We start from the raw sequence: 26,368 nt of genomic DNA on the forward strand, positions 1-26,368 counted from the left end.
GATTCTACGTGCCGTCGTGCCGTGCCCGGTGCCGCGGACGCCGCACGCCCGGCGGGGCCGCTACTTCTTGGTGGCCGCCTTGTCCTTCTTCGGCTGGGTGACCGGGCCGCGGCGGACGGCACCCGGCGCGTTCCACTCGGCGCGCTTGCGGGCCCGCAGCTTGGCCGCCTCGGATGAGTCCAGCTGCCAGGGCACGGAGGTGACCATCACGCCGGGGGTGAAGAGGAGGCGTCCCTTGAGGCGGAGGGCGGACTGGTTGTGCAGCAGGTGCTCGTACCAGTGACCGACGACGTATTCCGGGATGTAGACGGAGACGGCGTCGCGCGGGCTCTCCCGGCGCAGGGACTTGACGTAGTCGATGATCGGGCGGGTGATCTCGCGGTACGGGGAGGCGAGGACCTTGAGGGGGACCTCGATGCCGCGGCGTTCCCACTCGGCGCGCAGCGCCTTGGTGTCGGCCGGGTCGACGTCGACGCTGAGCGCTTCGAGGGCGTCGGAGCGCATCAGCTTGGCGTAGTTCAGGGCGCGCAGGGTGGGCTTGTGCACCTTGGAGACCAGGACGATGGAGTGCACCCGGGAGGGGCGGACGACGTCGTCGTCGGGGGTGTCATCGGCGGCGATCTCGTCGGACACCCGGTCGTAGTGCCGGCGGATGGCGGTCATCGTGACGAAGAAGATGACCATGCCGAGCAGGGCAACCCAGGCGCCGTGCGTGAACTTCGTCAGCAGCACGACGATCAGGACGAGTCCGGTGAAGGTGGCGCCGAACGCGTTGATCGCGCGGGAGCGGTGCATCCGGCGGCGGGCGGCGACGGACTTCTCGGTGCGCAGGTGGCGGTTCCAGTGCCGGACCATGCCGATCTGGCTGAGCGTGAAGGAGACGAAGACGCCGACGATGTAGAGCTGGATGAGGCGGGTGGAGTCGGCGCCGTAGATGTAGACGAGTACCGCGGCGGCGCCGGCCAGCAGCACGATGCCGTTGGAGAAGGCCAGCCGGTCGCCGCGGGTGTGCAGCTGGCGCGGCAGGTAGCGGTCCTGGGCGAGGATCGAGCCGAGCAGCGGGAAGCCGTTGTAGGCGGTGTTGGCGGCGAGGAAGAGGACCAGGGCGGTGGCGGCGGCCAGCACGACGAAGAGGAACGAGCCGCTGCCGAAGACCGCGGCGGCGACCTGCGAGATGACCGGGTCCTGGGTGAAGCCGGAGCCGACCGGGACGCCGTTGTGCAGGAGGTCCTTGGCCGGGGACTCGGCCATTTTGACGTCGGTGGCCATGGCCAGCGCGATGATGCCGCAGAACATGGTGACGGCCAGGCCGCCCATGAGGGCGAGGGTGCTGGCGGCGTTCTTGGACTTCGGCTTGCGGAAGGCGGGCACGCCGTTGCTGATCGCCTCGACGCCGGTGAGCGCCGCGCAGCCGGAGGAGAAGGCGCGCAGCAGCAGGAAGACCAGGGCGAAGCCGGCCAGGCCCTGGTGTTCGGCGTGGATGGTGTAGTCGGCGGTGGGGGCCTTCATCGAGTCGCCCATGACCAGGCCGCGGAACGCGCCCCAGATGATCATGATGAAGACACCCGCGACGAAGACGTACGTCGGGATGGCGAAGAGCTTGCCCGATTCCTTGACGCCGCGCAGGTTCATCAAGGTCAGCAGCACGATGGTGGCGATTGCGCAGAGCGTCTTGTGCTCGACGACGAACGGAATCGCGGAGCCGAGGTTCTCCACGCCGGACGAGATGGAGACCGCGACGGTCAGGACGTAGTCGACCAGCAGGGCGCTGGCCACGGTCAGACCGGCCTTGGGGCCGAGGTTGGTGTTGGCGACCTCGTAGTCACCGCCGCCACTCGGGTAGGCGTGCACGTTCTGCCGGTACGACGCCACGACGGTGAACATCAGCACCACGACGGCGACCGCGATCCACGGGCTGAAGTGGTACGCCGACACGCCCGCGACGGACAGCACCAGCAGCACCTCGCCCGGCGCGTAGGCCACGGAGGAGAGCGGGTCGGAGGCGAAGACGGGGAGTGCGATGCGCTTGGGGAGAAGGGTCTCGCCGAGCTTGTCGCTGCGCAGTGCGCGCCCGATCAAGATGCGTTTGGGCACGTCGGTCAGTTTGGACACGCAGAGGATGCTAAGCCTTCGTCAAGGTCCTCGCCCACCCGCCTCCCTTCCGGGTGGGCGGCCCGTCACGGGGTGTCCCCGCCCTGCCTGGCAGGGAGCCCGCCGGGCCCGCACCACCTGCACACGATCTGCACGAGTCGTCCGCCGGATGCCGACGCGGTGGCGCCCCAGGGCCTCAGTGGGCCCGCCAGGTGGCCTTCACCTCCTGCCAGCGGCGGGCCTCCTCGCCGGTGAGGCGGCCCCGGATCTCGGCGAGCTTGAGCAGGTTGGCCTCGGCGCCGCCGGTCAGGGTCTGGGCCTCGCTCCGGTAGTGGTCGTCGATCAGCGCGTCGACCTCCGTGTCGTTCATCACGGGCACCAGGCGCGCCGCGAGCTTGTTGGTGTTGCGGTACGAGCCCTGGAGGAGGAACGGCGGTTCGGTGCGGGTGGCGTCCGCCTGGGAGGCGGAGGCGAGGTAGGCGCGGTTGACGTCGAGCACCGTGCGCCGCACGCGCAGCAGCCGGCGCAGCACGGCGCGTATCTGCGCCAGCTCTTCCGGGGCGTAGGGGTGGGTGAGCTGGTCGGCGCGGGCGGCCGGGTCGTCCTGGGCGAGCCGTACCAGCAGGGCGGTGTCGGTGCGGTCGCGGGCGGCGAGCGGGGCGAGGACGGGGTTGGCGGTGAGGGCGTTCTCGATGTGGGAGAGCGCGAAGAGGTCCTCCTTGCCAGTGAGGACGTCGCCGAGGTTCCAGACGTCCGCGCGGTTGGCGAGCATGTCAGGCAGCCGGAAGCGCTGCCCCGACTCGGTGTACGGGTTGCCCGACATGCAGACCGCGAAGCGTTTGCCGCGCAGGTCGTAGCTGCGCGCCTCGCCGTCCCACACGCCGTCCATGCGGCGCTGCGCGTCGCAGAGCGGGATGAATTTCTGGAGCAGTTCGGGCGAGGTGTGCTGGATGTCGTCGAGGTGGAGGAGGACGTTGCTGCCCATCTCCAGCGCGAAGGAGATCTTCTCCACCTCGCGGCGGGCGGCGGCGTCGGGTGCGGCGGCCGGGTCGAGTGAGGTGGTGCCGTGGCCGAGTGCGGGCCCGTCGACGGTGACGAGGACCAGGCCGAGGCGGGCGGCGACGTACTCAAGCAGCGTCGTCTTGCCGTAGCCGGGCGGTGACAGGAGCAGCAGCAGGCCCTGGCTGTCGGTGCGCCGCGCGTCGCCCGCCGCACCGAGCTGCTTGGCGAGGTTGTCGCCGATGAGCGGCAGGTACACCTCGTCGATGAGGCGGCTGCGGACGAAGGACGGCAGGACGTGGGGGCGGTAGGAGTCCAGGCGCAGCCGGCGGCGTTCGGCGGCGAGGAGGGCGGTGCGGCGGCGGGTGTAGGCGCGGTGGGCGGGGACGCGGGTGGCGCGGAAGGCGCGGGTGCGGGCGAGGAATTCGTCCAGGCGCAGCGGCAGGGTGCCGTCGGGGTGGATCCGCGGGTGGCTGCCGAGCAGTCCGCTGACGACGGTGGTGACGGGTGCGTCGATGTCGCGGCGCGGCAGGTCGGGGCCGCACAGTTCGATGGCGGCGGCCTCGGCGAGGTCGTCGTGGGGCGCGCCGCGGTCGTCGGCGTAGCCGCGGAGCCAGGCGGTGACGAGGTGGTGGCGGGCGGCGAGGTCGTCGCCGAGGGCGCGCAGGTCCTCGGCGAATTCCTTGACGGCGGTGGATCCGGGGCCGCCGAGTGCCTGCCGGAAGCCGGCCAGCAGGGTGCGGGCGGCGGCTCCGGTGGCGAAGTGCGGGCTTCCTGCCGCCAGTTCGTCGACGAGGTAGCCGCCGGGTCCTGCCGGGTCGTGGGGGTCGGGTGCCGGGTCGGCGGGCGGCAGGCCGGTGTCCGTCAGGAAGCGGGCGGTGGCCCACGTCAGCTCGGCGGCCAGTTCGTCGGTGTCGGCGCGGCGGCCGAAGCGGGCGCGGGCGCGGGCCAGGGAGTGCGCGCGGGTGGTCCACAGGGTGCGGGTGGTGTGGTCGGTGCCGTGGTGCCAGAACAGCTGGGCCGTGGCGCGGGTGGCCGGGGTGAAGCGGAGTGGTCCTGCGTCCGCGCGCAGCCGCAGCAGGGCGGCGAGCACGGCGGTGGTGTCGTGGTCGTGCACCCCGCGGTCGTAGCCCTCGTCGTAGCGGTCCTGGGCGGCGTGTCCGACGAGGCCGGCCAGGGTGCCGTCGGCGTCCGCGGCGTGCAGCGCCTCCAGGGTGCGGCCGTCCTCGCCGGTTTCGGCCCGGTCCAGGAGGAGGGCCGCCAGGTGTTCGGCGCGGTAGACGGCGGGGGATTCGGAGGCCAGCGGCTGGTCCCAGAAGGCGCGGTCGGCGGTGAGGCGGTCGTCGTCGGCGGGTGCGCGGTAGTCGGTTCCGGTGACGGCGAAGGCGAGGCGGCCTTCGTGCGGGACAAGGGTGAGGTCGAGGGGCTGGGTGTTGACGGCGAAGCGGTGCCGGCCGAGGCGGAGGGTGCCGGCGGTGTCGTAGAGGTCGGCGCGGTCGCGCAGCGCCCGGCCTGCTTCCTGGCGGGCGGCGGCGAGCCTGCCCTCCAGTTCGCCTGCCCGTACGGGGTCGGCGAGGGCGCGCAGCTTCTCGGCGGTGGCGCGGACCTTGGCGACCAGCGGGTCGGCGGCGAAGTAGGCGTGGACCTCGTCGGCGGTGGCGAGGGCGCCGGCCCGGCGGGTGACGGTGGCCAGGACCCGGTCGGCGGATTCCGCGAGCCGGTCGGTGTGCCGGGCGCGTTCGTCGATCTTGGCCTGTTTGCGGGCGGCGAACGCCTCGCTGATCTCCTCGCGCCGGGCGGCGATCCGCGCCATGCGGTCGTCATCGCCGGTGGCGGCGCCGTCGTCGGGTCCTGCGAAGCGCGCTTCGAGGTTCTCGACCTGGAGGAGCAGCCTGCCGAGCTGTTCGTCGCACTCCTCCGGGGTGGCGGCGTCGGCCAGCGCGCCCGCCATGGCCTGCCCGATGAGGGCGAAGTGGGCGGCGAACTCCTCCTGGCCCTCGGCGTCGGCGAGGGTGCGGCGGCGGGCTTCGAGGGTGGCGCGGGCGCGGTTGACGGCGCCCAGGACGTCGCCGGTGCGGGTGAGGACGGCGGTGCGGACGGCGGTGCGGACGGTGGTGTCGGCGAGGTCGAGGGTGCCGACGACGTCGGTGACGATCCGCAGCCCTTCGGCCTGTTCGTCGATGCGGGCGGCGAGCGGTGCGGCGTCGGCTGCGGAGCCGATGGCGGCGGCCTGCTCGGTGAGGGCGGCGACGGCGCGGTGGGTGGCGGTGAAGGCGTCGTCGGCGCTGAGGAAGGCGACGGCGCGGCGGCCGGTGGCGGCGGTGTCGTCGGCGAGTGCGGCGGTGAGGGTGTCGATCCTGGCGGTGTCGATGTGCCGGGTCTCGCGCAGGCTCTCCAGGTGGCCCTGGGCGTGGCGGAGCGCGGCGAGGTGGCGGACCCAGGTGTCGGCGGAGTCGGGCCGGTCGGCGCGGATTTCGCGGACCAGGGCGGTGGTGCGGGTCTCGGCGTCGGCGAGCTGCGCGGCGGCGTGTTCGCGGAGCGCGGTGACCCGGGCGAATTCGTCGGTGATCCGGGATGCGGTGGCCCGTACGGTCGCCAACGGCTCGGCGGGTGCGCCGAGTTCGGGGTCGGCGAGCCAGTGGTGGGTGTCGGCGGCGCGGGTGGCGGCGGCGGTGATGGCGTCGTGGACGGCGGCGGACGGCTGCGTTGTGGCCGTCATCCGGGCCACGGCGAGGATGTCGGAGATGCCGCGGACGAGTTCGGCGTTGCCGATGCGGGCCAGTGGCCCCTCGCCCTGCGGGCCGGCCGCCGCGTGGGCGTCGGACGTGAAGGGGGTGCGCCAGATCTGGACGGGGTGGACGCGGGCGGGCTCCGGGCCCCCGTCGCGCAGTACGGCCAGGGTGCCGTCGTCGAAGAGTGCGTAGCCGCGGGCGGTGAGCGGGGCGGCGGCCTCCTCGCGGATGACGTTGTAGGGGAGCAGGAGGGTGCGGCCCCCGGCGCGGTCCTGGAAGACGTACAGCACGTCCTCGCCGTTCGGGGAGCGGACCGCGCGGGCGAACTCCAGCCCTGCGGCGGGGGTGTCGAACGTTTTGGTGGCACCGCCGGTGAGGTGGTAGCCGCCGGGGAAGACGATGCCCTGGTCGTCGGGGAGGGCGCGGCACGCCTGGCCGATGGCGTCGATCCGGACGGCGGTGCGGGTGCGGGTGTGGTAGACGAGGTGCCGGTCGGCGGTCTCCTTGTAGGGGCGCACCCGCAGCAGGATCAGCGGGCCGACGCGGGCGTGCGCCACCTCGGCGTCGGCGAGCGACTGGAGGGGTTCGTCGACGGGTTCGCGGTGGATGCCGTCGGCGGTGCCGGTGTCGTTGTCGGCCTTGAGGGTGAGGGCGCCGCCCGATGTGGAGACGTAGACGGTGTCCTGGACGGCGATGTGCGGGTGGCGTCCGGGGACGTGGTCGTCGCGGGTGGCGGGGGTCCAGGTGACGTCGTGCGGGGGCGGCGGTGCGAGGTCGCGTTCGCCCTTGGCGTCGAGGTAGGCGGGGGTGCCGTCGGCGGCGATCCGCCAGCGCAGGGCGCGGAGGTCGGTGGGCCGGTCGCCGGTGCGGAAGACGGCGAGCAACAGGCTGTCGGTGCGGCGCAGTTGGAGCAGGCGGGCCTGGCGGTAGTAGCGGTGCAGTTCGTCGAAGTCGTGCAGGAAGCGCGGGTCGTCGAGGAGGCCGGGCAGCGCGCCGGGCTCCGCGGGTTCGATGTGGTCGCCGGTCAGGCGGTGCAGGGCGAGGACGTCGGCGACGGCGGTGGGGGTGCCGTCGGTGACCGGCGGGTGGTGGCCGAACAGCAGGTGGCCGCCGACCTGGGCGAGGTCGCGGGGCAGGCAGGCCGCGGCGGTGTGCAGCCTGCCGGTGACCAGGAGTTCCTGCGCGGCGGTGCCGAATGCCTCGATCCGGCGGGAGTTGAGCGTCCCGGCCCGGGTGGCGAGGTCGTCGGCGGCTGCGGCGAGCCGGTCCCGCAGCAGCTCGTAGGTGCCGTCGGGTACGCCGTCGCCCGGCGGGTCCGCCGCCTGCGTGGCGGACGGTGTGTGCTGCGCGTTGTCGGTGTTCACGTGCTGTCCCACTCCCTGCTGACTTCGTACGGGCGGCGGGCACGCGGCTGACCCGCCGCGTGCCGCCGCCCCGCGGCCCGCTCCCCCGCCGCGCCTGCGGACCTTCGCTACGAGGCGTGCGCCGCACTGCCGTTGCGGGCGGCCGGCAGCGTGGCGCCGAGGTCGCCGATCCTGGTGTCGGCCAGGCCGCCCTCGCGCAGCGCGTCCAACAGGCCCTGGAGCGGCCCGGACTGCGGGCCGCCGGCCGCGATCAGCCGGCCCAGCGCGCCGGCCAGGGTCAGATCGCGCAGCCCTGCCGCCCCGAGGCCGCCGAGTATCGCGCCCAGGTCGTCGGTGAACGTCGAGTGCTCCTTGTCGAGCCAGGGCCCGGCGAGTGTGCGGACCGTCTCGGAGCGGTCGACCAGCGCGTCCAGGCCCTTGGCGGTGCCGATGGAGCCGGCGAGCTTGTCGAAGAAGGCGCTCTCCCCGCCGACGATGTCGATGCGGGCCCCCTCCAGGCCGGTGGCCAGCACCGTCGCCTGGGCCTCGGCGACCTGCCGCCTGACGTCGATGTCCGCGAGACGGATGTCCTTCTCGGCGGCGAGCCGCAGCCGGTACTCCTCGTGCTCCCGGCTCGCCGAGTCCAGCGCGGCCATCGCGGCGGCCTTTTCGGTGAGCCCCTCGGCCTCCGCCTTCAGCTTCTCGCCGATGGCGACGGCGTCGGCGAGCGCCTGCGCCTTGGTGCCTTCGGCGTCCGCGAGCGCCTTGAGGCGGGCGCCTTCCGCCTCGGCCTTGAGAAGCGCGCCGGCCGCCTCCGCCTCGGCGAGCCCGGACTTCTCGATGGCCTGCGCGTTCCGTTCGCGTACCTGGACGTCGGCGAGGCCGGCCGCGGCGGCTTCGGCCTGGATGCCTTCGGCGAGCCGGATCTTGGCCTGTGCGTCGAGTTCGGCGGTGCGGTGGCGGGTCTCGGCGAGCGTGGTCTGCTCGGCGGCGCGGTGGGTGGCCGCCTGCTCCGCCGCCTCGGCCGCCTTGATGTCCTTGACCAGGCGTTCCTGGGCCTCGGCCTCGGCGCGGATGATCAGCGACTGCCGCTCGCGCTCGGCCTCCTCGACCGTACGCAGCTTCTTGATCTCCTCCTCCTGGGCGGCGACGGTCTTCTCGACCGCGATCCGCTCCCGGATGACGTCGGCGATCTCCCGCTTCTCCGCCTCGACTTCCTTGTCGGCGGCGATGCGGGTCAGCTGCGTCTCGCGTTCCCTGGCGATGACCTCAAGCAGCCGGTCCTTCTCGATGCGCTCGTTCTCGATGGCGATGACCCGTTCCCGGTTCTTGACGGCCACCGCGATCTCCCGCTCGCGGTTCTCGTTCTGGATGCCGAGCGCTTCCTCCGTCTTGAGGTGCGCGGCCTGGGCCCGCAGCCGCTCCTCGGCCTGGACGCGGGCGGTCTCGGCCTCTTCCCTGGCCCGGACGATCTCGATCTCGCGGTGCTGCTTGATCTCCGCGTCGGCCTGCCTGCGCTGGAGTTCGAGTACGGCTTCGCGGGCGTCGACGTTCTGCCGGGTGATCTCCTTCTCCTCGTGGCGCTGGTACTCGTTGGTGCGGACGTGCTCGATCGCGGTCAGCTCGGTGATCTTGCGGATGCCCTGCGCGTCGAGGATGTTGGCGGCGTCGAGCTGCGCCAGCGGGGTCTGCTCCAGGTAGTCGATGGCGGCGTCTTCGAGGCTGTAGCCGTTCAGGTCGGTGCCGATGACGGCGATGATGCGGTCACGGAACTCGTCCCGCATCGTGTAGAGGTCCTGGAAGTCCAGCTGCTTGCCGACGGTCTTGAGCGCCTCGGAGAACTTCGCGTTGAACAGCGCCTGGAGGGTGCTGTCGTGGCTGGCGCGGTCGGTGCCGATCGCCTGGGCGACCTTGACCACGTCCTCCTTCGTCTTGTTGACGCGGACGAAGAACGCGATCCGGATGTCGGCGCGGATGTTGTCCTTGCAGATCAGGCCCTCGTGACCGGTGCGGCCGATCTCGATGGTCTTCACCGAGATGTCCATCACCTCGGCCTTGTGCAGCACCGGCAGCACCACGGCGCCGGTGAAGGTGACGTCGACCTTGCGGTACTTGGACACGATCAGCGCCTGGCCCTGGTGGACCTTGCGGTAGAGGCGGGTGACGGCGAAGACCGCCACGAGCACGATGAGGACGACGACGGCGATGGTCACGCCGATTCCTATGGTGATGGCATCCATCGGTGAATCCCTGTGTAGGTGCGGGAAGTTGACGACGCGTGAGCGTGGCGCGCGGCGAGCGGTGCGGCGCACGGGGCGGCCCGGCGAAGCTGCCGGGGCGGGGTCTCAGGCGACGGGTTTGTGCGGGTCGAGGGCGCCGTCGAAGGGCGCGACCCGGAAGAACTCGCCGTCGGCGTCGTAGTCGAAGATGAGGGCGCTGCTGCCCGCGGCGAGGCCGGTCTCTTCGGTGCGTACCTGCACGATCGCGGTGGCGCCGTCATCGGCGCGCACCTCGGCCTGGCCGAAGCCGGAGTCGACCCGGCCGGTGCGGATCACGCAGATCCGGCCGATGAAGTCGTCGCGGGACGCGACCTGTTCGGGCGGCAGCACGCGGCGGGCGATGCGGGCCGCGAGGCGGGTGCCGGCCCAGGCGGCGGCCACCGCGACCGCGAGGGACGCGGCCCGCAGCGGAAGGTCGGCGGTCAGCGCGGCGCCCGCGAGGCTGACGAGCCAGGCGATGAGCAGACCGAGCGACAGCGTCACCGTCACCGGAAGTCCGGCCTCCTGGGCGCCGGTGCCGGCGTGGCCATCCTCACCCCCGTCGAGGATGTGCACGCCGGCGCCGCCGATCAGCACCAGCAGCCAGTACCCGGCGACGATGACCAGCGCGAAACTGAAGAGCGCCGCCGGAAAGGCGAGCGCAGCATGCAGAAAGTCGCCCATGGTCGTCCCCCGTAGCGCTGCCGATGACCGTGCCGCTGTCGATGCATCCATCGTGGCAGCACAGGGGGCGCGGGCACATTGCCGGAATCCGGCAATCTTTACGCGTTCTTGATGGCCTGCTATCGCCGTACGGAGTGCGCCGCGGCGACCGGGCGCGGGACGGGCCGCGGCCCGCGGGGCGCACGCCTACAGCGGCTTGTCGGGCCAGCCCAGCACCCGGGCGCCCATCGCCGCGGTCTCCAGCGTGAAGCGCTGCAGCCCGTCCGCGGGGTCGTAGCCGGTCAGGAACTTGATGCGGTCCAGGCGGTACGACAGGGTGCGCACGCTCAGCGACAGCCGGCGGGCCGCCTCGGCGTTGACGTAACCGGCCGCCGCGCACGCCGACAGCGTCTCCAGCAGCGGCCCGGCCCCGCCCCGCGCCTGCGTCAGCGGCCCCAGCACGGTGCGCACCAGGTCGGCCATGGCTGCCCGGTCGCGCAGCAGCACCGGGAAGACCAGCAGGTCGGCCGCGCGCAGCACCGGCCCCGACAGCTCCAGCTGCTCACCCAACTCCAGGGCACCCAGGGCCTCTTCGTAAGAACGCACCACGCCGCCCGCGCCGGAGTGCGGCCGTCCGATGGCGACCCGTCCGGCACCCCGCTGCCCGTTCTCCGCCGCCCGCGCGAGGGTGGCGAAGGCGTCCAGGAGTGACTTCTCGGCGCTGGCCGCGATGCAGATCAGCCGGCCGTCCTTGGTGGTGATGAGCACATCGCGGTCGCCGAACCTGCCGATCAGCTCCCGCTCGACGCGGCGGGCCACGGGATGCACGTCGTCGAACGGCCCGTCGCCGTCGGCGACCGCGACGGCGTGGGCGTGGGCGAGCCGCAGCCCGAACCGTTCCGCGCGTTCGGCAAGACGCCCCAGGTCGCTGCGCCCGTAGAGCAGATCGTCGACGAACTCCCGGCGCGCGGCCTCTTCCTGACGGACCGCCAGCCGCTGGGCGCGCTCGTGCCCCTCGCCGAGCGCGGAGACCGCCGCGTCGACGGCGGCCAGCAGGGCGTCGCCGGTCCTGGCGCGTTCGGCGGCGCCGGCCGTGCGTGCCACACCCGGCAGCGTGCCCCAGAGCCTGCGGGTCTCGCCGAGGTACAGGCCGACCAGCTCCCGCAGCCCGTGCCCGGCCTCGGCCGCCTGCTCGCCGAGGGTACGCAGCGACTCCAGTTCGGGCCTGCGCAGCGGCCGTCCGGTGGCCGATACGTCGCCGAGCAGAACTCCGTATCCGTCGAGGTAGTCCGCGGATATGGCGGTCGCCCCTGGTGCCGTACGGCGGCTCACCGGATCCCGCCGCACGCTGCCGCGCCCGCGCCCGCAGGCCGCCCGTCACCCCGGCCGGCCGGCCGCCGGCCGCCCCCGCACCTGTCCACCACGTCACGCACTCCTCACCCGTTGATTGCCGGATCCCGGATACCGGGACACCGTCAATCCTGCCGGATCCCGGCAGCGACCGGGCGCCGGCCCAGCAGTTCGCCGAGCCCCTGGCGGGTGGCGGCGAGCAGCACCCGGTCCTGGGGCCGCAGCACATATCCGTCGCCCAGCTCGTGCACGAGGTGCGCGGGCTCGCGCTCCTGGCCGGTCTGTTCGGCGGCGGGAGCGTCGTCGGCCCCGGGGTCGTCGGGTGCCGAGGTGTCCACGGCCAGCACCCGCAGCCGGCCGGGACGCAGCACCTCGCCGACGGTGCGGCCCGCCAGCTCCGGGTGCCCGCGCGCCTCGACGCGGGCGACCAGCAGCACCCGGCGCTCGACGGGGACGGCACCGATGATCTGACGTCCCATCATGGCGCCGGCGAAGGCGGGCGCCGCCAGGAAGGTGACGCTGCGGCTGCGGGTCAGGGCACGCGGGTGGGCGGCGCGCAGGGTGCGGTAGACGGCGGTGGCGAAGCGGTCGTCGAACAGCCGCAGCGTCACCCGCAGCCGCGGGGTGAGCGAGCGGGCGTACAGGGCGGCCTCCAGGTTGGTGCTGTCCACGCTGGTCAGGGCCAGCAGGGTGCGGGCCCGCCCGATCTTGGCCGCCTCCAGGACACCTTCGTCGGTGACGTCCCCCAGGACGGTGGGCACCCGCAGCCTGCGGGCCAGCGCGATCCCGCGCGCCTCGGGGTCGGCCTCGACGCACACCACGGGGATGCCCATCTCGTGCAGCCTGGCCAGCACGCGGGTACCGACCTTGCCGAGGCCGAGCAGCACCACGTGCCCTGACAGGCCGCGCGGCGGACGGCGCAGCGCGGCGGCGCTGCGGAACGTACCCAGCGCCTCCAGGACCGCCGCGATCAGCACCGGCAGCAACAGCAGCCCCGTCAGCCCGGACAGCAGTTGCAGCACCTTGCGGGCGAGCGGCTCGTCGACCGCCGGGTCGTTGATGGCGAACAGATCGAGGAGGGAGAGGTAGACGGCGTGCAGCGGGGGTTCGCCGGTGGTGAGGGTGGAGGCGACGGCGAGCGCCAGCACCGCGCCGACGATGCCGGCGAGCGAGAAGCGCAGCCGCCGGGAGAAGAACGAGCCGAGCGGGGCACCGCGACCGCGCAGCGTACGCGGACGCACCTCCCGCCCGGCGTAGGAGACGGCCTCCAGGACGACGGGGCTGCGGCCGGAGGCGACGGCCGCGGCGGCTGTCGCGTCATCGGGGAGCATCACCGGCCCGTCGTCGGCACCGAGGCCGCCGTGGGCGCCGCCCTCGTCCGCCGGCTCGTCGGCGGACGGGGACAGCAGGGCGAGGGTGCACAGGGCGGGCCCCGAACGGCCCGGCCTGCCCGGCGGACGCTCCACGGCGCGCAGCAGCAGCCCGTCCGCCTCGATGACCTTGCTGGTCCCGGCGACGGCGGTGGCCGTGAGGGCGGGCGCCACGGTGTCGGCGTCGGAGAGCACGGTGGTGGAGGCGTCCACCGCCCCGGCGCCCTCCGGGTCGTCCCGAGCGGCCACCGCAGCGGCCTGGTCGAGCAGCTCTTCCAGCTGCTGGCCGAGCTTGCGGTTGTAGAGCCTGATCACCAGCCGCAGGCGGGGGTTGAGGCGGCGGGCGCGCAGCGCGGCGTGGATGTTGGTCTCGTCGTCGTCGTAGACCAGCGCCAGCGCACCGGCTTCGGGAATCCGCGCCTCGATCAGCGTCTCGTCGTCCGCCTCCGCCGACTCCAGGATGCGCACGGCTTCCTCGGGCGGCTCGTCCCCGTCGGCCCCCGGCCCGTCGGACGACAGCAGCGAGGTCCGGGCCATCGCCGCCGAGACGCGTCCCAGCAGGGCGGTGGCCCGGCCCAGTCCCGGCAGCGCGGGCAGCACGCGCGGGCGCTGCGGTTCCCGGCCCGAGGGCAGGACCAGGGTCACCCGCTCGCGGTAGACCTCCCGCAGCTCCGCGGCGATCCGGTGGGCGAGGGCGTCGTCGCCGCAGACCACCATGTGCGGTGGTGGCGGGGGCTGGTGGGATTGTTGAGGCAGGTTGGGCACACCGCGTAGGTTGCCTCATGATCACCGGGCGGCGCATCCGGCGGCGGGCCCTCCGGATGGCCCCCGCCCCCTCGCGCACCGGCCCGCCGCACACACCGCCGCAGGCCCGGCCCGCCTCCCCCTCCGGACACCCCGAAACGGAACCCGCGTCATCACTTCGGTGGGTGTCCCTCACGTCACCGACCGCACACACCACCCTTCCGCGAGACGGAACGCCCCCGCGGATGAGGGCGGCACGGGGGATGCGGCATAAGCTCGTCCCCCGGGCAACGCCGAACGCCGTTGCCCCGTTGGTGCCCGGCAGCCGGAGAGAGAAGAGTGAGCAGGGTGTTTGTGCAGGTCAGCGGGACGATCAGGACTGCGGGGTAGGTGAAGGTGCACATCGTCATCATGGGATGCGGGCGCGTCGGCTCCGCGCTCGCACAGACCCTGGAGAGCCAGGGCCACACCATCGCCGTCGTCGACCAGGACCCGACCGCCTTCCGCCGCCTGGGCTCCTCCTTCGGCGGACGCAGAGTGACCGGCGTCGGCTTCGACCAGGACACCCTGCGCGAAGCCGGCATCGAGGAGGCGGGCGCGTTCGCCGCCGTCTCCAGCGGCGACAACTCCAACATCATCGCCGCCCGGGTGGCCCGCGAGATGTTCGGCGTCGAGAACGTCGCGGCCCGGATCTACGACCCGCGCCGCGCCGAGGTCTACCAGCGCCTGGGCATCCCCACCGTCGCCACCGTCCGCTGGACCGCGGACCAGATGCTGCGCCGGCTGCTGCCATCCGGCGCCGAACCCCTGTGGCGCGACCCCAGCGGCGGCGTCCAGCTCGCCGAGGTGCACACCTCCGCCTCCTGGGTCGGCCACACCATCGGCAAGCTCCAGGAAGAGACCGGCGTCCGCGTCGCCTTCCTGACCCGGCTGGGCGAGGCGATGCTGCCGACCTCCCGGACGGTCCTGCAGGAAGGCGACCTGGTGCACGTGATGATGCGCGTCGACGACGTCGAGACCGTCGAAGCGGCATTCGCCGAAGGACCTGAGGAGGCCCACGCATGAGGGTCGCGATTGCGGGCGCGGGCGCGGTGGGACGGTCCATCGCCGGCGAACTGCTGGAGAACGGGCACGAGATCCTGCTCATCGACAAGGCGCCGACCGCCATCTCCGTCGAGCGGGTACCGCTCGCCGAGTGGCTGCTGGCCGACGCCTGCGAGATCACCTCGCTGGACGAGGCGGCGCTGCAACGCTGCAACGTCGTCATCGCGGCGACCGGCGACGACAAGGTCAACCTCGTCGTCTCACTGCTCGCCAAGACCGAGTACGGCGTACCGCGGGTGGTCGCCCGGGTCAACAACCCGAAGAACGAGTGGCTCTTCAACGAGTCCTGGGGCGTCGACGTCGCCGTCTCCACCCCGCGCCTGATGTCCGCCCTGGTCGAAGAGGCGGTGAGCGTCGGCGACCTCGTACGGCTGCTGCGCTTCAGCCACGGCGACGCCAACCTCGTCGAGCTGACGCTGCCCCCGGAGGCGGCCCTGGCCGGCACCCGGGTCGGCGACGTGGAGTGGCCCGAGGACACCTCCCTGGTGACGATCATCCGCGGCACGCGGGTGCTCACCCCCAACAACGAGGACGCGCTGGAGGCCGGCGACGAGCTGCTGTTCGTCGCGGCCCAGTCACGCGAGGAGCAGCTGGAGGACCTCCTGTCGGTCCGCCGCAAGGAAAGCTGACCGCCACGGGCGGGCCCGCGCGCACCGCGCAGCGCCCGCCCGGCAAGCCGAAGGGCCCGGGAACCTCATGGTTCCCGGGCCCTTCGGCACTGTGGTGAGCGGTCAGCGGCGGTGCCGCGGCCCGTCCTTCGACGGCCCGCTGGCCCCCGCATCGGCGGCTCCGGGCGCGGCGCCCTGCACCAGCCCGTCCACGGCCGGACCACGCTTCGCGCGCTCCTTCGCCTCCTGCTCCGCCTTCTCCGCCGCTTCCATCTCCGCGAACACGTCGATCGGCGGCGGCGCCTTCGCCAGGAACACCCAGGTCAGGTAGACGGCGAGAAGGAACGGCGGGATCTTCAACGCGATCAGCACCCAGCCGAGCTGAGCGGTGTCCGCCCACCAGTACAGCGGGAAGAGAATCGCGCACTTCGCGAACAGGATCAGCCCCCACGCCCAGCTGGCCTTCGCATACGCCTTCTTGCGGCCGGGATTACGGGTGCGCCAGGACAGGTTCTCCTTGAACACCGGGCCCAGGATCAGCCCGATCAACGGGACACCCGCGACGGTCGTCACCATGTACGCCAGCGCCAGACCCAGCGTGTACAGCATGCCCGGCAGGTAGAAGTCCTTGGCGTTGCCGGTCATCATCGCGAAGACGACGCCGAACGCGACACCGAAGACCCCGCCGAAGGCGTGCTTGATGGTGTCCCTGCGGACCAGCCGCACCGCGGCCAGCACCAGCGAGACCGCGAGCGCCGCGATCGCCGAGACGTGCAGGTCCTTGTTCACCGTGAAGATCGTGACGAACAGCAGGCCGGGCAGCACGGTCTCCACCATGCCCCGGACACCGCCGAACGCCTCGAACAGGGCCGCCTCGGTGACGGCCTTGCCGTCGGCGTCCGCTCCTGCCGTGCCCGCGCCCGCGGCCGGGTCTGCGGAGGAATCCGTGTGCGCAGCGGCGGCGGGCGGGGATTCTGCGAAAGCGTCAGTGGTCGGTCGGTCGTGAGACGTCACCGGCTACTCCTGTCCGAGCGGTCGGAGTTCGTACTTCGGATTGAAGAGCACCCGGCGTCCGTGGCTCATGGAGAGACGGCCCGATGCGATGAGCTTGCGGCCCGGCTCTATGCCGACGATGGAGCGGCGGCCGAGCCACACCACATCGAGCGCGGCCGAGCCGTCGAACAGCTCCGCCTCCAGCGCGGGCACACCGGCACGTGGCCGCAGCGTCACATGCCGCAAGGTGCCGGTGACCTTCACGATCTGCCGGTCGTCGCAGTCACATATACGGGTGCAGCCCGTCGCCTGCGTATCCTCCCGCAGCTCGGCGGTCTGCAGCTCCTCCTCGGAGGACGACAGCCTGTCGAGCATCCGGCGGAAGCGGCCGGCCGGCTTCTCGGATCGGATCCCAGCACTCATAACTCCAGCGTACCGGTGCGCCGGGCCCCCGATCACTGCCCGGACGCCCGCTCCACCCGGCCCCGCGGCGCACAGCACCCCGCGGACGGCCGCCCCTCACTGCTCGAACCGGTACCCCATACCCGGTTCCGTGACGAAGTGCCGCGGATGCGAGGGGTCACTCTCCAGCTTCCGGCGGAGCTGGGCCATGTAGACCCGCAGGTAGTTGGTCTCCTTGCCGTACGAAGGCCCCCACACCTCCTGGAGCAGCTGCTTCTGGCTCACCAGGCGGCCCGCGTTGCGCACCAGCACCTCCAGGAGGTGCCACTCGGTCGGCGTCAGCCGGATGTCCCGGCCGTCCCGGTTGACCTTCTTCGCCGCGAGATCGACGGTGAAACCCTCCGTCTCGACGATCACGTCGGCCCCCGCGGAACCCGTCGGCTCCGCTCTTCGCACCGCCGCCCGCAGTCTGGCCAGCAGCTCATCCATGCCGAACGGCTTGGTCACGTAGTCGTCCGCCCCGGCGTCCAGCGCCTCGACCTTCTCGTCGGACGTCTGCCGGGCGGACAGCACCAGAATCGGCACCCGCGTCCAGCCCCGCAGCCCCTTGATCACCTCGACGCCGTCCATGTCGGGCAGTCCGAGGTCGAGCACCACGACGTCGGGATGGCGGGCGGCAGCCAGTTTCAGGGCACTGGCCCCGTCGGCAGCCGCATCGACCTCGTACTTGCGCGCCTTCAGGTTGATCACGAGGGCGCGGACGATCTGCGGCTCGTCATCGACCACAAGCACCCGGTTCACTGGAGTTCTCCTCGCGGTATCGGTGTCCACGGGGCCCGGCCCGCGGAACGAAGAATGGGAACGGCCACAACGGCCGCGGCGCAACAGACGGCGGCCGGCCCCGCCTCCCGGCTCATGTGACGGCCTGCGCCGGCAGATCCGGCCTGACCGGCGGGCGGCCCGGCGCCGCCCGCAACGTGAGCACCATCGTCATCCCGCCGCCCGGGGTGTCCTCCGCGACGAGCGTGCCGCCCATCGCCTCGGCGAACCCACGCGCCACGGCAAGCCCCAGGCCCACCCCCGCACCACGCGGCGCGTCACCATGACGCTGGAACGGCTCAAAAATCCGGTCCTTGGCCTCATCCGGGACACCCGGGCCACGGTCGACGATCCGCACCTCCACCCGGTCCCCCAGCGCGCTCGCCGCGACCAGCACCCCCGTGGCATCCGGGCTGTACTTCACCGCGTTCTCCACCAAGTTGGCCACCGCACGCTCCAGCAGCCCCGGATCGACGGCGATGATCGGCAGCTCCTCCGGGATGTCCAGCGTCACGCTGCCCTCCGGCACCCCGCCCAGCGCCATCGGCACCACCTCGTCGAGGTCGATCTCCCGGATCAGCGGGGTCACCGTGCCGGTCTGCAGCCGCGACATGTCCAAGAGGTTGCCGACCAGGTGATCGAGCCGGTCGGCGCCCGCCTCGATACCGGCCAGCAGCTCCGCCTCGTCCTCCGGCGACCAGGCGACGTCATCGGAGCGCAGCGACGTGACCGACGCCTTGATACCGGCGAGCGGCGTCCGCAGATCGTGACTGACCGCGGCCAGCAGCGCCGTCCTGATCCGGTTGCCCTCCGCCAGCTCCCTGGCCTGCGCCGCCTCCCCCACCAGCCGCTGCCGGTCCAGGACCACGGCGGCCTGCGCGGCGAACGCCGCCAGCACCCTGCGGTCCTCGGCCGGCAGCACCCGCCCGCTCAACGCCAGCGCCATGTGGTCACCGACCGGCATGTCGACATCCGCGTCCTCGGGCCGCAGCAGCGCCCTGTCGTCCGGCGTCTCCCCCACCCGGCCCGCGCAGGTCCACGGATCCACATCGCTCTGCCGCTCCAGCAGCGCCACCGCGTCCATCGCGAACGTCTCCCGCACCCGCTCCAGCAGCGCGTCCAGACTCGTCTCGCCCCGCAGCACACTGCCCGCCAGGAACGACAGGATCTCCGACTCGGCCCGCAGCCGGGCCGCCTGGTGCGTACGGCGAGCCGCCAGGTCCACGACCGAAGCGACCGAGACCGCCACCGCGAAGAAGATCACGATGGCGACGAGATTCTCCGGATCGCTGACCGTGAGGGTGTGCGTCGGCGGCGTGAAGTAGAAGTTCAGCAGCAACGACCCGACGGCCGCCGACGCCAGCGCGGGCAACTGCCCGCCGAGCAGCGCCGCGACCACCGTCAGGAACAGGTACAGCAGCACGTCATTGGCCAGCCCCGGCCCCTCCTCGACACTGGCAAGCAGCAGCGACAGCAGCATCGGAGCGACCACCCCCACCAGCCAGCCGGCGATGATCCGTGCCCGGCCGAGCCGGGCACCGCGCGCGACCGGCAGCCCACGCCCCTTGGCGACCTCGTCGTGCGTGACGATGTGCACGTCCAGATCAGGACCCGACTCCCGGGCGACCGTGGCACCGACCCCCGGACCGAACACGTACTGCCACGCCTTGCGGCGGCTGGAACCCAGCACGATCTGAGTGGCGTTCACCCCCCGCGCGAACTCCAGCAACGCGGCCGGTATGTCATCCCCGATGACGTGGTGAAACGTCCCGCCCAGGTCCTCCACCAGAGTCCGCTGGACGGCCAGTTCCTTGGGCGAGGCGGACGTCAGCCCGTCGCTGCGCGCTATGTACACGGCGAGCACCTCGCTGCCCGAGCCCTTGGCCGCCATCCGCGCGGCACGACGGATGAGGGTACGGCCCTCCGGGCCACCCGTCAGCCCGACCACTATCCGCTCGCGCGCCTGCCAGGTCGAACGGATGGAATGCTCGGCGCGGTACTGCTGAAGATATTCGTCCACCCGGTCGGCGACCCACAGCAGCGCCAGCTCGCGCAGCGCCGTGAGATTCCCCGGGCGAAAGTAGTTCGACAGCGCGGCATCCACCTTGTCGGGCTGGTAGATGTTGCCGTGCGCCATCCGGCGACGCAGCGCCTGTGGCGACATGTCGACCAGTTCGAGCTGCCCGGCCCGCCGCACCACCTCATCCGGAACGGTCTCCTGCTGCCGGACGCCGGTTATCGCCTCGACCACGTCCCCCAGCGACTCCAGATGCTGGATGTTGACCGTGGAAATCACATCGATGCCGGCTTCCAGCAGCTCCTCGATGTCCTGCCACCGCTTGCCGTTGCGCGAACCGGGAACGTTGGTGTGCGCCAGCTCGTCGACGAGAGCGACGGCCGGCCTGCGCTCCAGAACCGCGTCGACGTCCATCTCGGTGAACGTCGCGCCCCGGTACTCCATCTCACGGCGCCGCACCTGCTCAAGCCCGTGCAGCATCACTTCCGTACGCGGCCTGCCGTGGTGCTCGACGAACGCCACCACGAGGTCCGTCCCCCGCTCCACGCGGCGGTGCGCCTCCGACAGCATCGCGTACGTCTTGCCGACGCCAGGTGCCGCGCCGAGATATATCCGTAGCTTGCCGCGTGCCATGGCCTCATTGTCTTACGTGAAGGCCGCCCCCACCGGGCTGGACCTGATCCGACAGTACCTATCCCCGGAGCGGACAAACGCCCAGGAGGCCGGGGCGGGGACGGGTTTTGACGCGACCCTGATGTGTGACGCGCCCTTGACGGAGAGCGCGACGCATCGCTGCCCCGGGGGCCGCCGAAGCTCCGCTCCGCACCGGGCACGTCCGTGGGAAGCGGCCCTACCTGGTGGGGTGGGGAGCTGGGACGATGGGCGCCGCCAGGCCGTCGGGACAGCCACGGAGGCGACGGCGACGACCGGCCGCTACGGACGGGAGAACCATGAAGCCGGAGGGAACCGCCGTGAGCGAGGGCGCTCAGGATGGCGTCGAAGTGCGGGAGACGGGGAGGAGCGCAGCAGCGGCATCCCCGCAGGTCGGTCCGCAGGCCACCGGCTGCCCCACGTCTCCCGGCAACACGGCCACCCTGCGCATCGCCCACACCGCCAACCTCGACGCGGCCACCCTCCGCACCGCACGCGCCCTCCTCCACGACGTCTTCGACACCATGACCGCCGACGACTGGGAACACGCCTGCGGCGGCCTGCACGCCCTGATCCACGAGAACGGCGAGGATCCACGAGAACGGCGAGCTGATCGGACACGCCTCCGTCGTCCAACGCCGGCTGCTGCACGACGGCCGGGCCCCGCGCTGCGGCTACGTGGAGGGCGTCGGCGTCCGCGCGGACCGGCGCGGACGGGGCCACGGCGCGGCCCTGATGGCAGCCCTGGAACGAGTGGTACGCGGCGGCTACGACCTGGGAGCCCGCTGCGCGTCCGACGAAGCCACCGCCTTCTACGCCGCCCGCGGCTGGCAACTGTGGCGCGGCCCGTCCACCACCTTCACGCCGGACGGCATCCGCCCCACCCCCGACGAGGACGGCAGCCTCTACGTCCTGCCGACCGCCGTCCCGCCCGACCTCGACACCCGCCTGACCTACGACTGGCGCGACGGCGACGTCTGGTGACGGCCACCTCGGCGCCCCCGCTTCCCCGCGCCCCGTTACCGCGCGGCGGGCCGCGGTCCGTGGCAGCCGCAGCGGCTCACCGCACCGTCACCGCGACCAGTGCCCGGGGCGGCTCAGCCCCGACGGCAGCTTCGTCACCGCGTCCCCCTTGGCTGCGTTGAGCTGCGACTGGGTCAGGAAGAGGCAACCGGTGAGGTCGGCGCCGCTGAGGTCGGCGTCCCGGAAGTCCACCCCGATGAGATCCGCCGACCGCAGATCGGCGCCCTTGAGGTCGGCCGCGATCAGATACGCGCCCCGGAGATTGGCCCCCCGCAACGCCGCGCCCCGCAGCCTGGCCCCCATCAGGTCGGCACCCCGGTGGTTCTTCTTACGCCCCGGCACCCCGGCCCGCACCAGCTCGCTGACCCGCAGCAGCAGCCCGCTGATCTCGTGACGGATCTCCGCCACGTCCGTCCCGATGAGCGTCTCGGCGCTGCTGCGGGTGAGGGCATCGATGCCGTCGAACGCCCGCCGCAGCTCACCGTGGAGCGTACGGGCCTGCGGCAGCGCCAGCGACTCGGTCAAGTACCAGAGCAGTTCGTGGAGTTGCCGCATCACGGGAAAGACGTCGAACATCTGGCGGGCGGTGTGCGGCGCCTGCCGCCAGTCCTGACCCCCGTACGTCGTCTGCGAGACCTTCTGTCCCGCGCCGAAACAGTCGAAGACCGTGCAGCCGGAGAAGCCCCGCTCGCGGAGGCTGCTGTGGATGCCGCAACGGAAGTCGGTCTGCAGATTTCCGCACGGCGTGCCCGCCGGCTTGTCCACGGCGAAGCCGGACGAGGCCGCGAAGGGCAGCGCGACACAGCACAGCCCGAAACAGTTCGCGCAGTCCGCCTGCACCTCACTGCGGCCCCCACCGGACACGGGGGCTTCACACTTCTCGGACACCGCGTGCCATCTCCTGCCACAAAAACGAGCGCCGCCGTATAGCGCGCTGGGAACGCCCTATTCTCCCCGATATCCATCACGGCTACGGGCCACGGGGCCCCGCCCCCTCCCTCCCCCACCCCCTCACCCTCCGCTCCCCCTCCCCACACCCCTCCTCCCTCCCCCGTGATCAACCCATCTCTTCCGCCTCTTCCACCTCTTCCGTGATCACGCCATCGCTCAGTTCCAGGACACGGTCGGCGAGAACGATGAGGTGGGGGTCATGGGTGGCGACCAGCGCCGTGACGCCCTCGCTGCGGACGACCGCGCGCAGCAGTTCCATCACCTCGCGTCCCGTCTCGGCGTCCAGCTGTCCGGTGGGCTCGTCCGCTATGAGCAGGGCGGGGCGGTTGGCGAGAGCACGGGCGATGGCGACGCGTTGCTGCTGCCCGCCGGACAGTTCACCGGGCCGCTGTTCCGTGTGATCGGCGAGCCCGACCAGCGAGAGCAGCAGGGCGACGCGTTCCTCCCGCTCGCGCGGCGCCACTTTGTTCAGCCGCAGGGGCACCCCGACGTTCTCGGCGGCGCTGAGGATCGGTATCAACCCGAAGGACTGGAAGACGAATCCGATGCGGTCGCGCCGCATCTCCAGGACACCGCTCTCGTCGAGGTCCGCCAGGCACGTCCCGTCGACCGTGATCCGTCCGGAATCGGGGGTGTCCAGGCCGCCGACGAGGTTGAGGAGTGTGGTCTTTCCGGAGCCCGATCTGCCCCGCAGGGCGACGAGTTCCCCCCTCGGAACGCGGCAGTTGACACCACGCAGGGCATGGACAGCTCCGGCGGCGCCCCCATAGCTGCGGTGCACATCCTCAACGACGACCATGGGCCCGGACACCGCCGCTTCCTCTTCCTCCAACACCGCCCCCACCGAGCCCACCGCCACGTCGCGCTTCCCCTCCCCGGCGGTGCCACCGTCCCGCCGCCCGCCACCCCTACCGCTGCTCTCGTCCGTCATCCCCGCTCCCCCGCTTTCCTCAGCTGCCGGCGCGGCGGCCTGCTCGCGCCGCTCTCCCCTCCCCTGCCACCAGCCGTCAACCACTCCGGCGGTGTCCGTGATGGTCGCCCGCGGTCCCGGATCGCCGTGCGTCGTCTGCTGGTTGCGTCAGTATGCGTACGACGCGATCCGGCAGGCAACGCCTGTGGATAACTCCTGAATCCCGATCGTTTTCCCCCGGATCAGCCACCTCAGCGCGGGCCGAGAACGCACCGCCGACCAGAGACGCCTCCCGGAGAGCACCACGGGAGCACCGCACGAGCACCGCACGAGCACCAACAAAGGCGTAACAGCAGAGCCCTGCCCCAAACGCCTGCGGTGGCCAGCGCACACAAGCGCAAGCCACCGCAGCGTCAACCCTCGACGTCAACTTTCAACAAGGGAAGTCACCCCTCACCCTCCAACGCAGTTCGCTTCACCGCACGGAGGCGACAGTCGGCTGCCCCCGCAGCCGACGTGCCATGGTGTGCACCGGCCGAACCGGTCATCCCTTCTGGTGCGCCATCTCCCTCAGCGCGGTGTTCAACTCCAGGACGTTGACGCGCGGTTCTCCCATGAAGCCCAGGACGCGTCCCGTGGTGTGGTCGGCCACCAGCCGGCGCACCGCCGCGTCGTCGAGGTGGTTTTCCTTGGCGACACGGTCCACCTGCAACTGTGCGTACGCCGGGGAGATGTCCGGGTCGAGGCCGGATCCGGAGGACGTCACGGCGTCCGCCGGAACCTTCGCCTCCGGCACTCCGTAGGTCACGGAGACCCAGTGCTTGCGTTCCTTGACCGCCTTGACCAGTTCGGTGTTGCCGGCGGCCTGGTTCGTGGCGCCGGAGACCTGGAGGTCGTAGCGGGTGTTGACGCCGTTGTCCTTGTTGCTGCCCAGCCCTGCTGAGGGGCGCGGCTGGAAGAACTTGAGGTCCGGGACCGGGTTGCCGTGCTTGTCGTGGCCCTTGTCGTAGCGCTGGCCGAGCAGTGACGAGCCGACGACCTTGCCCTCGGAGCGCACCTCGGATCCGTTGGCCTTTTCGGAGAACGCGGCCTGGGCGACGCCGGTGACGGCCAGGGGGTAGAGCACCCCGCAGATGACGGTCAGGACGAGGAGGGCGCGCAGGCCCGCGGCTGCCAACCGTGCGGTGCTGCGTACGGAGTTGTTCACGACGGTCACCCGATTCCGGGGATGAGGGACAGCAGCAGGTCGATGGCCTTGATGCCGAGGAACGGTGCGATGAGGCCGCCGAGTCCGTAGACGGCCAGGTTGCGGCGGAGCATCCGGTCGGCGCTGACCGGGCGGTATCGCACTCCCTTGAGGGCCAGTGGCACCAGGGCGATGATGATCAGGGCGTTGAAGATGATCGCGGAGAGGATCGCGGAGTGCGGTCCTGACAGCCGCATGATGTTGAGGGTGTCCAGGCCCGGGTAGGCCGCGGCGAACATCGCCGGGATGATCGCGAAGTACTTCGCGACGTCGTTGGCGATGGAGAAGGTCGTCAGCGCGCCCCGGGTGATGAGGAGTTGCTTGCCGATCTCGACGATCTCGATGAGCTTGGTCGGGTTGGAGTCCAGGTCCACCATGTTCCCGGCCTCCTTGGCGGCCGAGGTGCCGGTGTTCATGGCCACGCCGACGTCCGCCTGGGCGAGTGCGGGCGCGTCGTTGGTGCCGTCGCCGGTCATCGCGACGAGCTTGCCGCCGGACTGTTCCCGCTTGATGAGCGCCATCTTGTCCTCGGGTGTGGCTTCCGCGAGGAAGTCGTCGACACCCGCCTCTTCGGCGATGGCCTTGGCCGTCAGCGGGTTGTCGCCGGTGATCATGACGGTCTTGATGCCCATGGAGCGCAGAGCGTCGAACCGTTCGCGCATGCCCTCCTTGACGACGTCCTTGAGGTGGATGACGCCCAGCAGCCGTGCGCCGTTCTCGTCCTCCATGGCGACCAGCAGCGGTGTGCCGCCGGCCTGCGAGATGGTGTCGGTGAGTTGGGCGGCGTCCTCGGCGACGGTGCCGCCGCGTTCGCGGACCCAGGCGATGACCGAACCGCTCGCGCCCTTGCGGACCTTGCGGCCGTCCACGTCCACTCCGGACATCCGGGTCTGTGCGGTGAACGGCACCCACTCGGCGTCCACCAGCTCGCCCTGGTGTCGCTCGCGCAGACCGTATGCCTCTTTGGCGAGGACGACGACCGAGCGTCCTTCGGGTGTCTCGTCGGCGAGTGAGGAGAGTTGGGCGGCGTCCGCGACTTCGGCGGCTGTCGCTCCGCGTACGGGGACGAATTCGGCGGCCTGACGGTTGCCGAGGGTGATGGTGCCGGTCTTGTCGAGCAGCAATGTCGATATGTCTCCCGCTGCTTCGACGGCCCGGCCCGACATCGCCAGCACGTTGCGCTGCACGAGGCGGTCCATGCCCGCGATGCCGATGGCCGACAGCAGCGCACCGATCGTCGTCGGGATGAGGCACACCAGCAGGGCCAGCAGCACGGTCATCGACTGCCGTGCGCCCGCGTAGACGGCGAACGGCTGCAGGGTGACGACCGCGAGCAGGAAGATGATGGTGAGGGACGCGAGAAGGATGTTCAGCGCGATCTCGTTGGGGGTCTTCTGCCGTGCGGCGCCCTCGACGAGGTTGATCATCCGGTCGATGAAGGTCTCGCCCGGCTTCGTCGTGATCTTGACGACGACCCGGTCGGACAGCACCTTCGTGCCGCCGGTCACCGCGGAGCGGTCGCCGCCGGATTCGCGGATGACCGGCGCGGACTCGCCCGTGATGGCGGATTCGTCGACGGATGCGACGCCTTCGACGACGTCTCCGTCGCCGGGGATGATGTCGCCTGCCTCGCAGACCACGAGGTCACCGATGCGCAGGTCGGTGCCGGGCACCGATTCCTCCGTCGTGCCGTTGAGCCGGCGCGCCACGGTGTCGGTCTTGGCCTTGCGCAGGGTGTCGGCCTGCGCCTTGCCGCGTCCTTCGGCCACCGCTTCGGCGAGGTTCGCGAAGATCACGGTGAGCCAGAGCCAGGCGGCGATGGCCCAGCCGAAGCCGTCCGAGGGCGCCAGGCAGGCGAAGACGGTGGTCAGCAGGGCACCGACCTCGACGACGAACATCACCGGCGAGCTGACCATCACGCGCGGGTCGAGCTTGCGCAGCGCGTCCGGGAGGGAGGCGATGAGCTGTCGGGGGTCGAACAGGCCGCCGCCCACAGGGCCGCCGCCTGGCCGGTTTCCGCCGGAGACGTCCTGGTGCGGGGCGCGGGTCGGGGTTGCGGTGGACATGGAGCCGGGCTCCTCCGGTTTCACGGGT

Annotated in this window: 16 protein-coding genes and 1 pseudogene; 3 read left to right on the forward strand and 14 right to left on the reverse strand. The window is 71.9% G+C overall.

What is annotated here, in order from left to right:
• Window positions 1-60 precede the first annotated feature (60 nt).
• From ACGFNI_RS25340 to ACGFNI_RS25365, 6 genes are all read right to left on the reverse strand, one after another.
• Window positions 61-2,112, reverse strand: a complete 2,052-nt coding sequence (locus ACGFNI_RS25340) for an APC family permease (protein ID WP_393686938.1) — start codon at window positions 2,110-2,112, stop codon at window positions 61-63.
• Window positions 2,113-2,287: 175 nt separating this feature from the next.
• A complete protein-coding gene (locus ACGFNI_RS25345; RefSeq protein ID WP_393686939.1) occupies window positions 2,288-7,186 on the reverse strand; it encodes a DNA repair ATPase in 4,899 nt (1,632 codons plus the stop codon).
• A gap of 107 nt (window positions 7,187-7,293) precedes the next feature.
• The gene (locus tag ACGFNI_RS25350) at window positions 7,294-9,405 is read right to left on the reverse strand and encodes a flotillin family protein (protein WP_393686940.1); all 2,112 of its coding nucleotides are present in this window, start codon (window positions 9,403-9,405) and stop codon (window positions 7,294-7,296) included.
• 105 nt (window positions 9,406-9,510) lie between these two features.
• Window positions 9,511-10,107, reverse strand: a complete 597-nt coding sequence (locus ACGFNI_RS25355) for a hypothetical protein (protein ID WP_393686941.1) — start codon at window positions 10,105-10,107, stop codon at window positions 9,511-9,513.
• Between the two features lie 186 nt (window positions 10,108-10,293).
• Window positions 10,294-11,418, reverse strand: coding sequence for a PucR family transcriptional regulator (locus tag ACGFNI_RS25360; protein WP_393686942.1), 1,125 nt, complete (start codon window positions 11,416-11,418; stop codon window positions 10,294-10,296).
• A gap of 143 nt (window positions 11,419-11,561) precedes the next feature.
• Window positions 11,562-13,523 (reverse strand): NAD-binding protein, encoded by a 1,962-nt coding sequence (locus ACGFNI_RS25365; protein ID WP_393687059.1) that lies wholly within the window; start codon window positions 13,521-13,523, stop codon window positions 11,562-11,564.
• A 423-nt stretch (window positions 13,524-13,946) separates the two neighbouring features.
• Between ACGFNI_RS25365 and ACGFNI_RS25370 the strand changes: the two genes are divergently transcribed.
• Window positions 13,947-14,615: a potassium channel family protein gene (locus tag ACGFNI_RS25370; RefSeq protein WP_393687060.1), complete on the forward strand. Its 669-nt coding sequence runs from the start codon at window positions 13,947-13,949 to the stop codon at window positions 14,613-14,615.
• Entirely contained in the window at window positions 14,612-15,283 is a 672-nt protein-coding gene (locus tag ACGFNI_RS25375) for a potassium channel family protein (protein ID WP_393686943.1), read from the forward strand. Before ACGFNI_RS25370 ends, ACGFNI_RS25375 begins: the two co-directional genes overlap by 4 nt.
• Before the next feature lie 102 nt (window positions 15,284-15,385).
• Here ACGFNI_RS25375 and ACGFNI_RS25380 read toward each other — a convergent pair whose 3' ends face one another.
• The 4 genes from ACGFNI_RS25380 to ACGFNI_RS25395 all read right to left on the reverse strand — a co-directional run bounded on the left by ACGFNI_RS25380 (window position 15,386) and on the right by ACGFNI_RS25395 (window position 20,126).
• A complete protein-coding gene (locus ACGFNI_RS25380; protein ID WP_393686944.1) occupies window positions 15,386-16,276 on the reverse strand; it encodes a DUF3159 domain-containing protein in 891 nt (296 codons plus the stop codon).
• A gap of 3 nt (window positions 16,277-16,279) precedes the next feature.
• Complete coding sequence (locus ACGFNI_RS25385) at window positions 16,280-16,678, reverse strand: OB-fold nucleic acid binding domain-containing protein (RefSeq protein WP_393686945.1); 399 nt, start codon at window positions 16,676-16,678, stop codon at window positions 16,280-16,282.
• Window positions 16,679-16,774: 96 nt separating this feature from the next.
• Window positions 16,775-17,458, reverse strand: coding sequence for a response regulator (locus ACGFNI_RS25390; protein WP_393686946.1), 684 nt, complete (start codon window positions 17,456-17,458; stop codon window positions 16,775-16,777).
• Window positions 17,459-17,570: 112 nt separating this feature from the next.
• Window positions 17,571-20,126, reverse strand: a complete 2,556-nt coding sequence (locus ACGFNI_RS25395; protein ID WP_393686947.1) for an ATP-binding protein — start codon at window positions 20,124-20,126, stop codon at window positions 17,571-17,573.
• 461 nt (window positions 20,127-20,587) lie between these two features.
• Here ACGFNI_RS25395 and ACGFNI_RS25400 point away from each other — a divergent pair.
• Window positions 20,588-21,128 (forward strand): annotated as a pseudogene (locus ACGFNI_RS25400) (GNAT family N-acetyltransferase).
• A gap of 87 nt (window positions 21,129-21,215) precedes the next feature.
• On the opposite strand, the gene ACGFNI_RS25405 reads toward ACGFNI_RS25400, so the two are convergent.
• The 4 genes from ACGFNI_RS25405 to kdpB form a co-directional block, all read right to left on the reverse strand.
• Entirely contained in the window at window positions 21,216-22,055 is an 840-nt protein-coding gene (locus ACGFNI_RS25405) for a pentapeptide repeat-containing protein (protein WP_393686948.1), read from the reverse strand.
• Between the two features lie 169 nt (window positions 22,056-22,224).
• Window positions 22,225-22,917: an ABC transporter ATP-binding protein gene (locus ACGFNI_RS25410; protein WP_393687061.1), complete on the reverse strand. Its 693-nt coding sequence runs from the start codon at window positions 22,915-22,917 to the stop codon at window positions 22,225-22,227.
• Window positions 22,918-23,572: 655 nt separating this feature from the next.
• A complete protein-coding gene (gene kdpC, locus ACGFNI_RS25415; RefSeq protein ID WP_393686949.1) occupies window positions 23,573-24,244 on the reverse strand; it encodes a potassium-transporting ATPase subunit KdpC in 672 nt (223 codons plus the stop codon).
• On the reverse strand, window positions 24,241-26,340 hold the full coding sequence (kdpB, locus tag ACGFNI_RS25420; RefSeq protein WP_393686950.1) for a potassium-transporting ATPase subunit KdpB: 2,100 nt from the start codon (window positions 26,338-26,340) through the stop codon (window positions 24,241-24,243). The genes kdpC and kdpB overlap by 4 nt, the downstream gene beginning before the upstream one ends.
• Between the last annotated feature and the right edge of the window lie 28 nt (window positions 26,341-26,368).

Source organism: Streptomyces sp. NPDC048644 (genome assembly GCF_043199105.1).
Taxonomy (GTDB): domain Bacteria; phylum Actinomycetota; class Actinomycetes; order Streptomycetales; family Streptomycetaceae; genus Streptomyces.

Coding starts and splice junctions, on each gene's coding strand:
- ACGFNI_RS25350 (WP_393686940.1), bottom strand. CDS start 9,405: ATGGATGCCATCACCATAGGAATCGGCGTGACCATCGCCGTCGTCGTC.
- ACGFNI_RS25355 (WP_393686941.1), bottom strand. CDS start 10,107: ATGGGCGACTTTCTGCATGCTGCGCTCGCCTTTCCGGCGGCGCTCTTC.
- ACGFNI_RS25365 (WP_393687059.1), bottom strand. CDS start 13,523: ATGGTGGTCTGCGGCGACGACGCCCTCGCCCACCGGATCGCCGCGGAG.
- ACGFNI_RS25375 (WP_393686943.1), top strand. CDS start 14,612: ATGAGGGTCGCGATTGCGGGCGCGGGCGCGGTGGGACGGTCCATCGCC.
- ACGFNI_RS25385 (WP_393686945.1), bottom strand. CDS start 16,678: ATGAGTGCTGGGATCCGATCCGAGAAGCCGGCCGGCCGCTTCCGCCGG.
- ACGFNI_RS25395 (WP_393686947.1), bottom strand. CDS start 20,126: ATGGCACGCGGCAAGCTACGGATATATCTCGGCGCGGCACCTGGCGTC.
- ACGFNI_RS25410 (WP_393687061.1), bottom strand. CDS start 22,917: ATGGTCGTCGTTGAGGATGTGCACCGCAGCTATGGGGGCGCCGCCGGA.
- kdpB (WP_393686950.1), bottom strand. CDS start 26,340: ATGTCCACCGCAACCCCGACCCGCGCCCCGCACCAGGACGTCTCCGGC.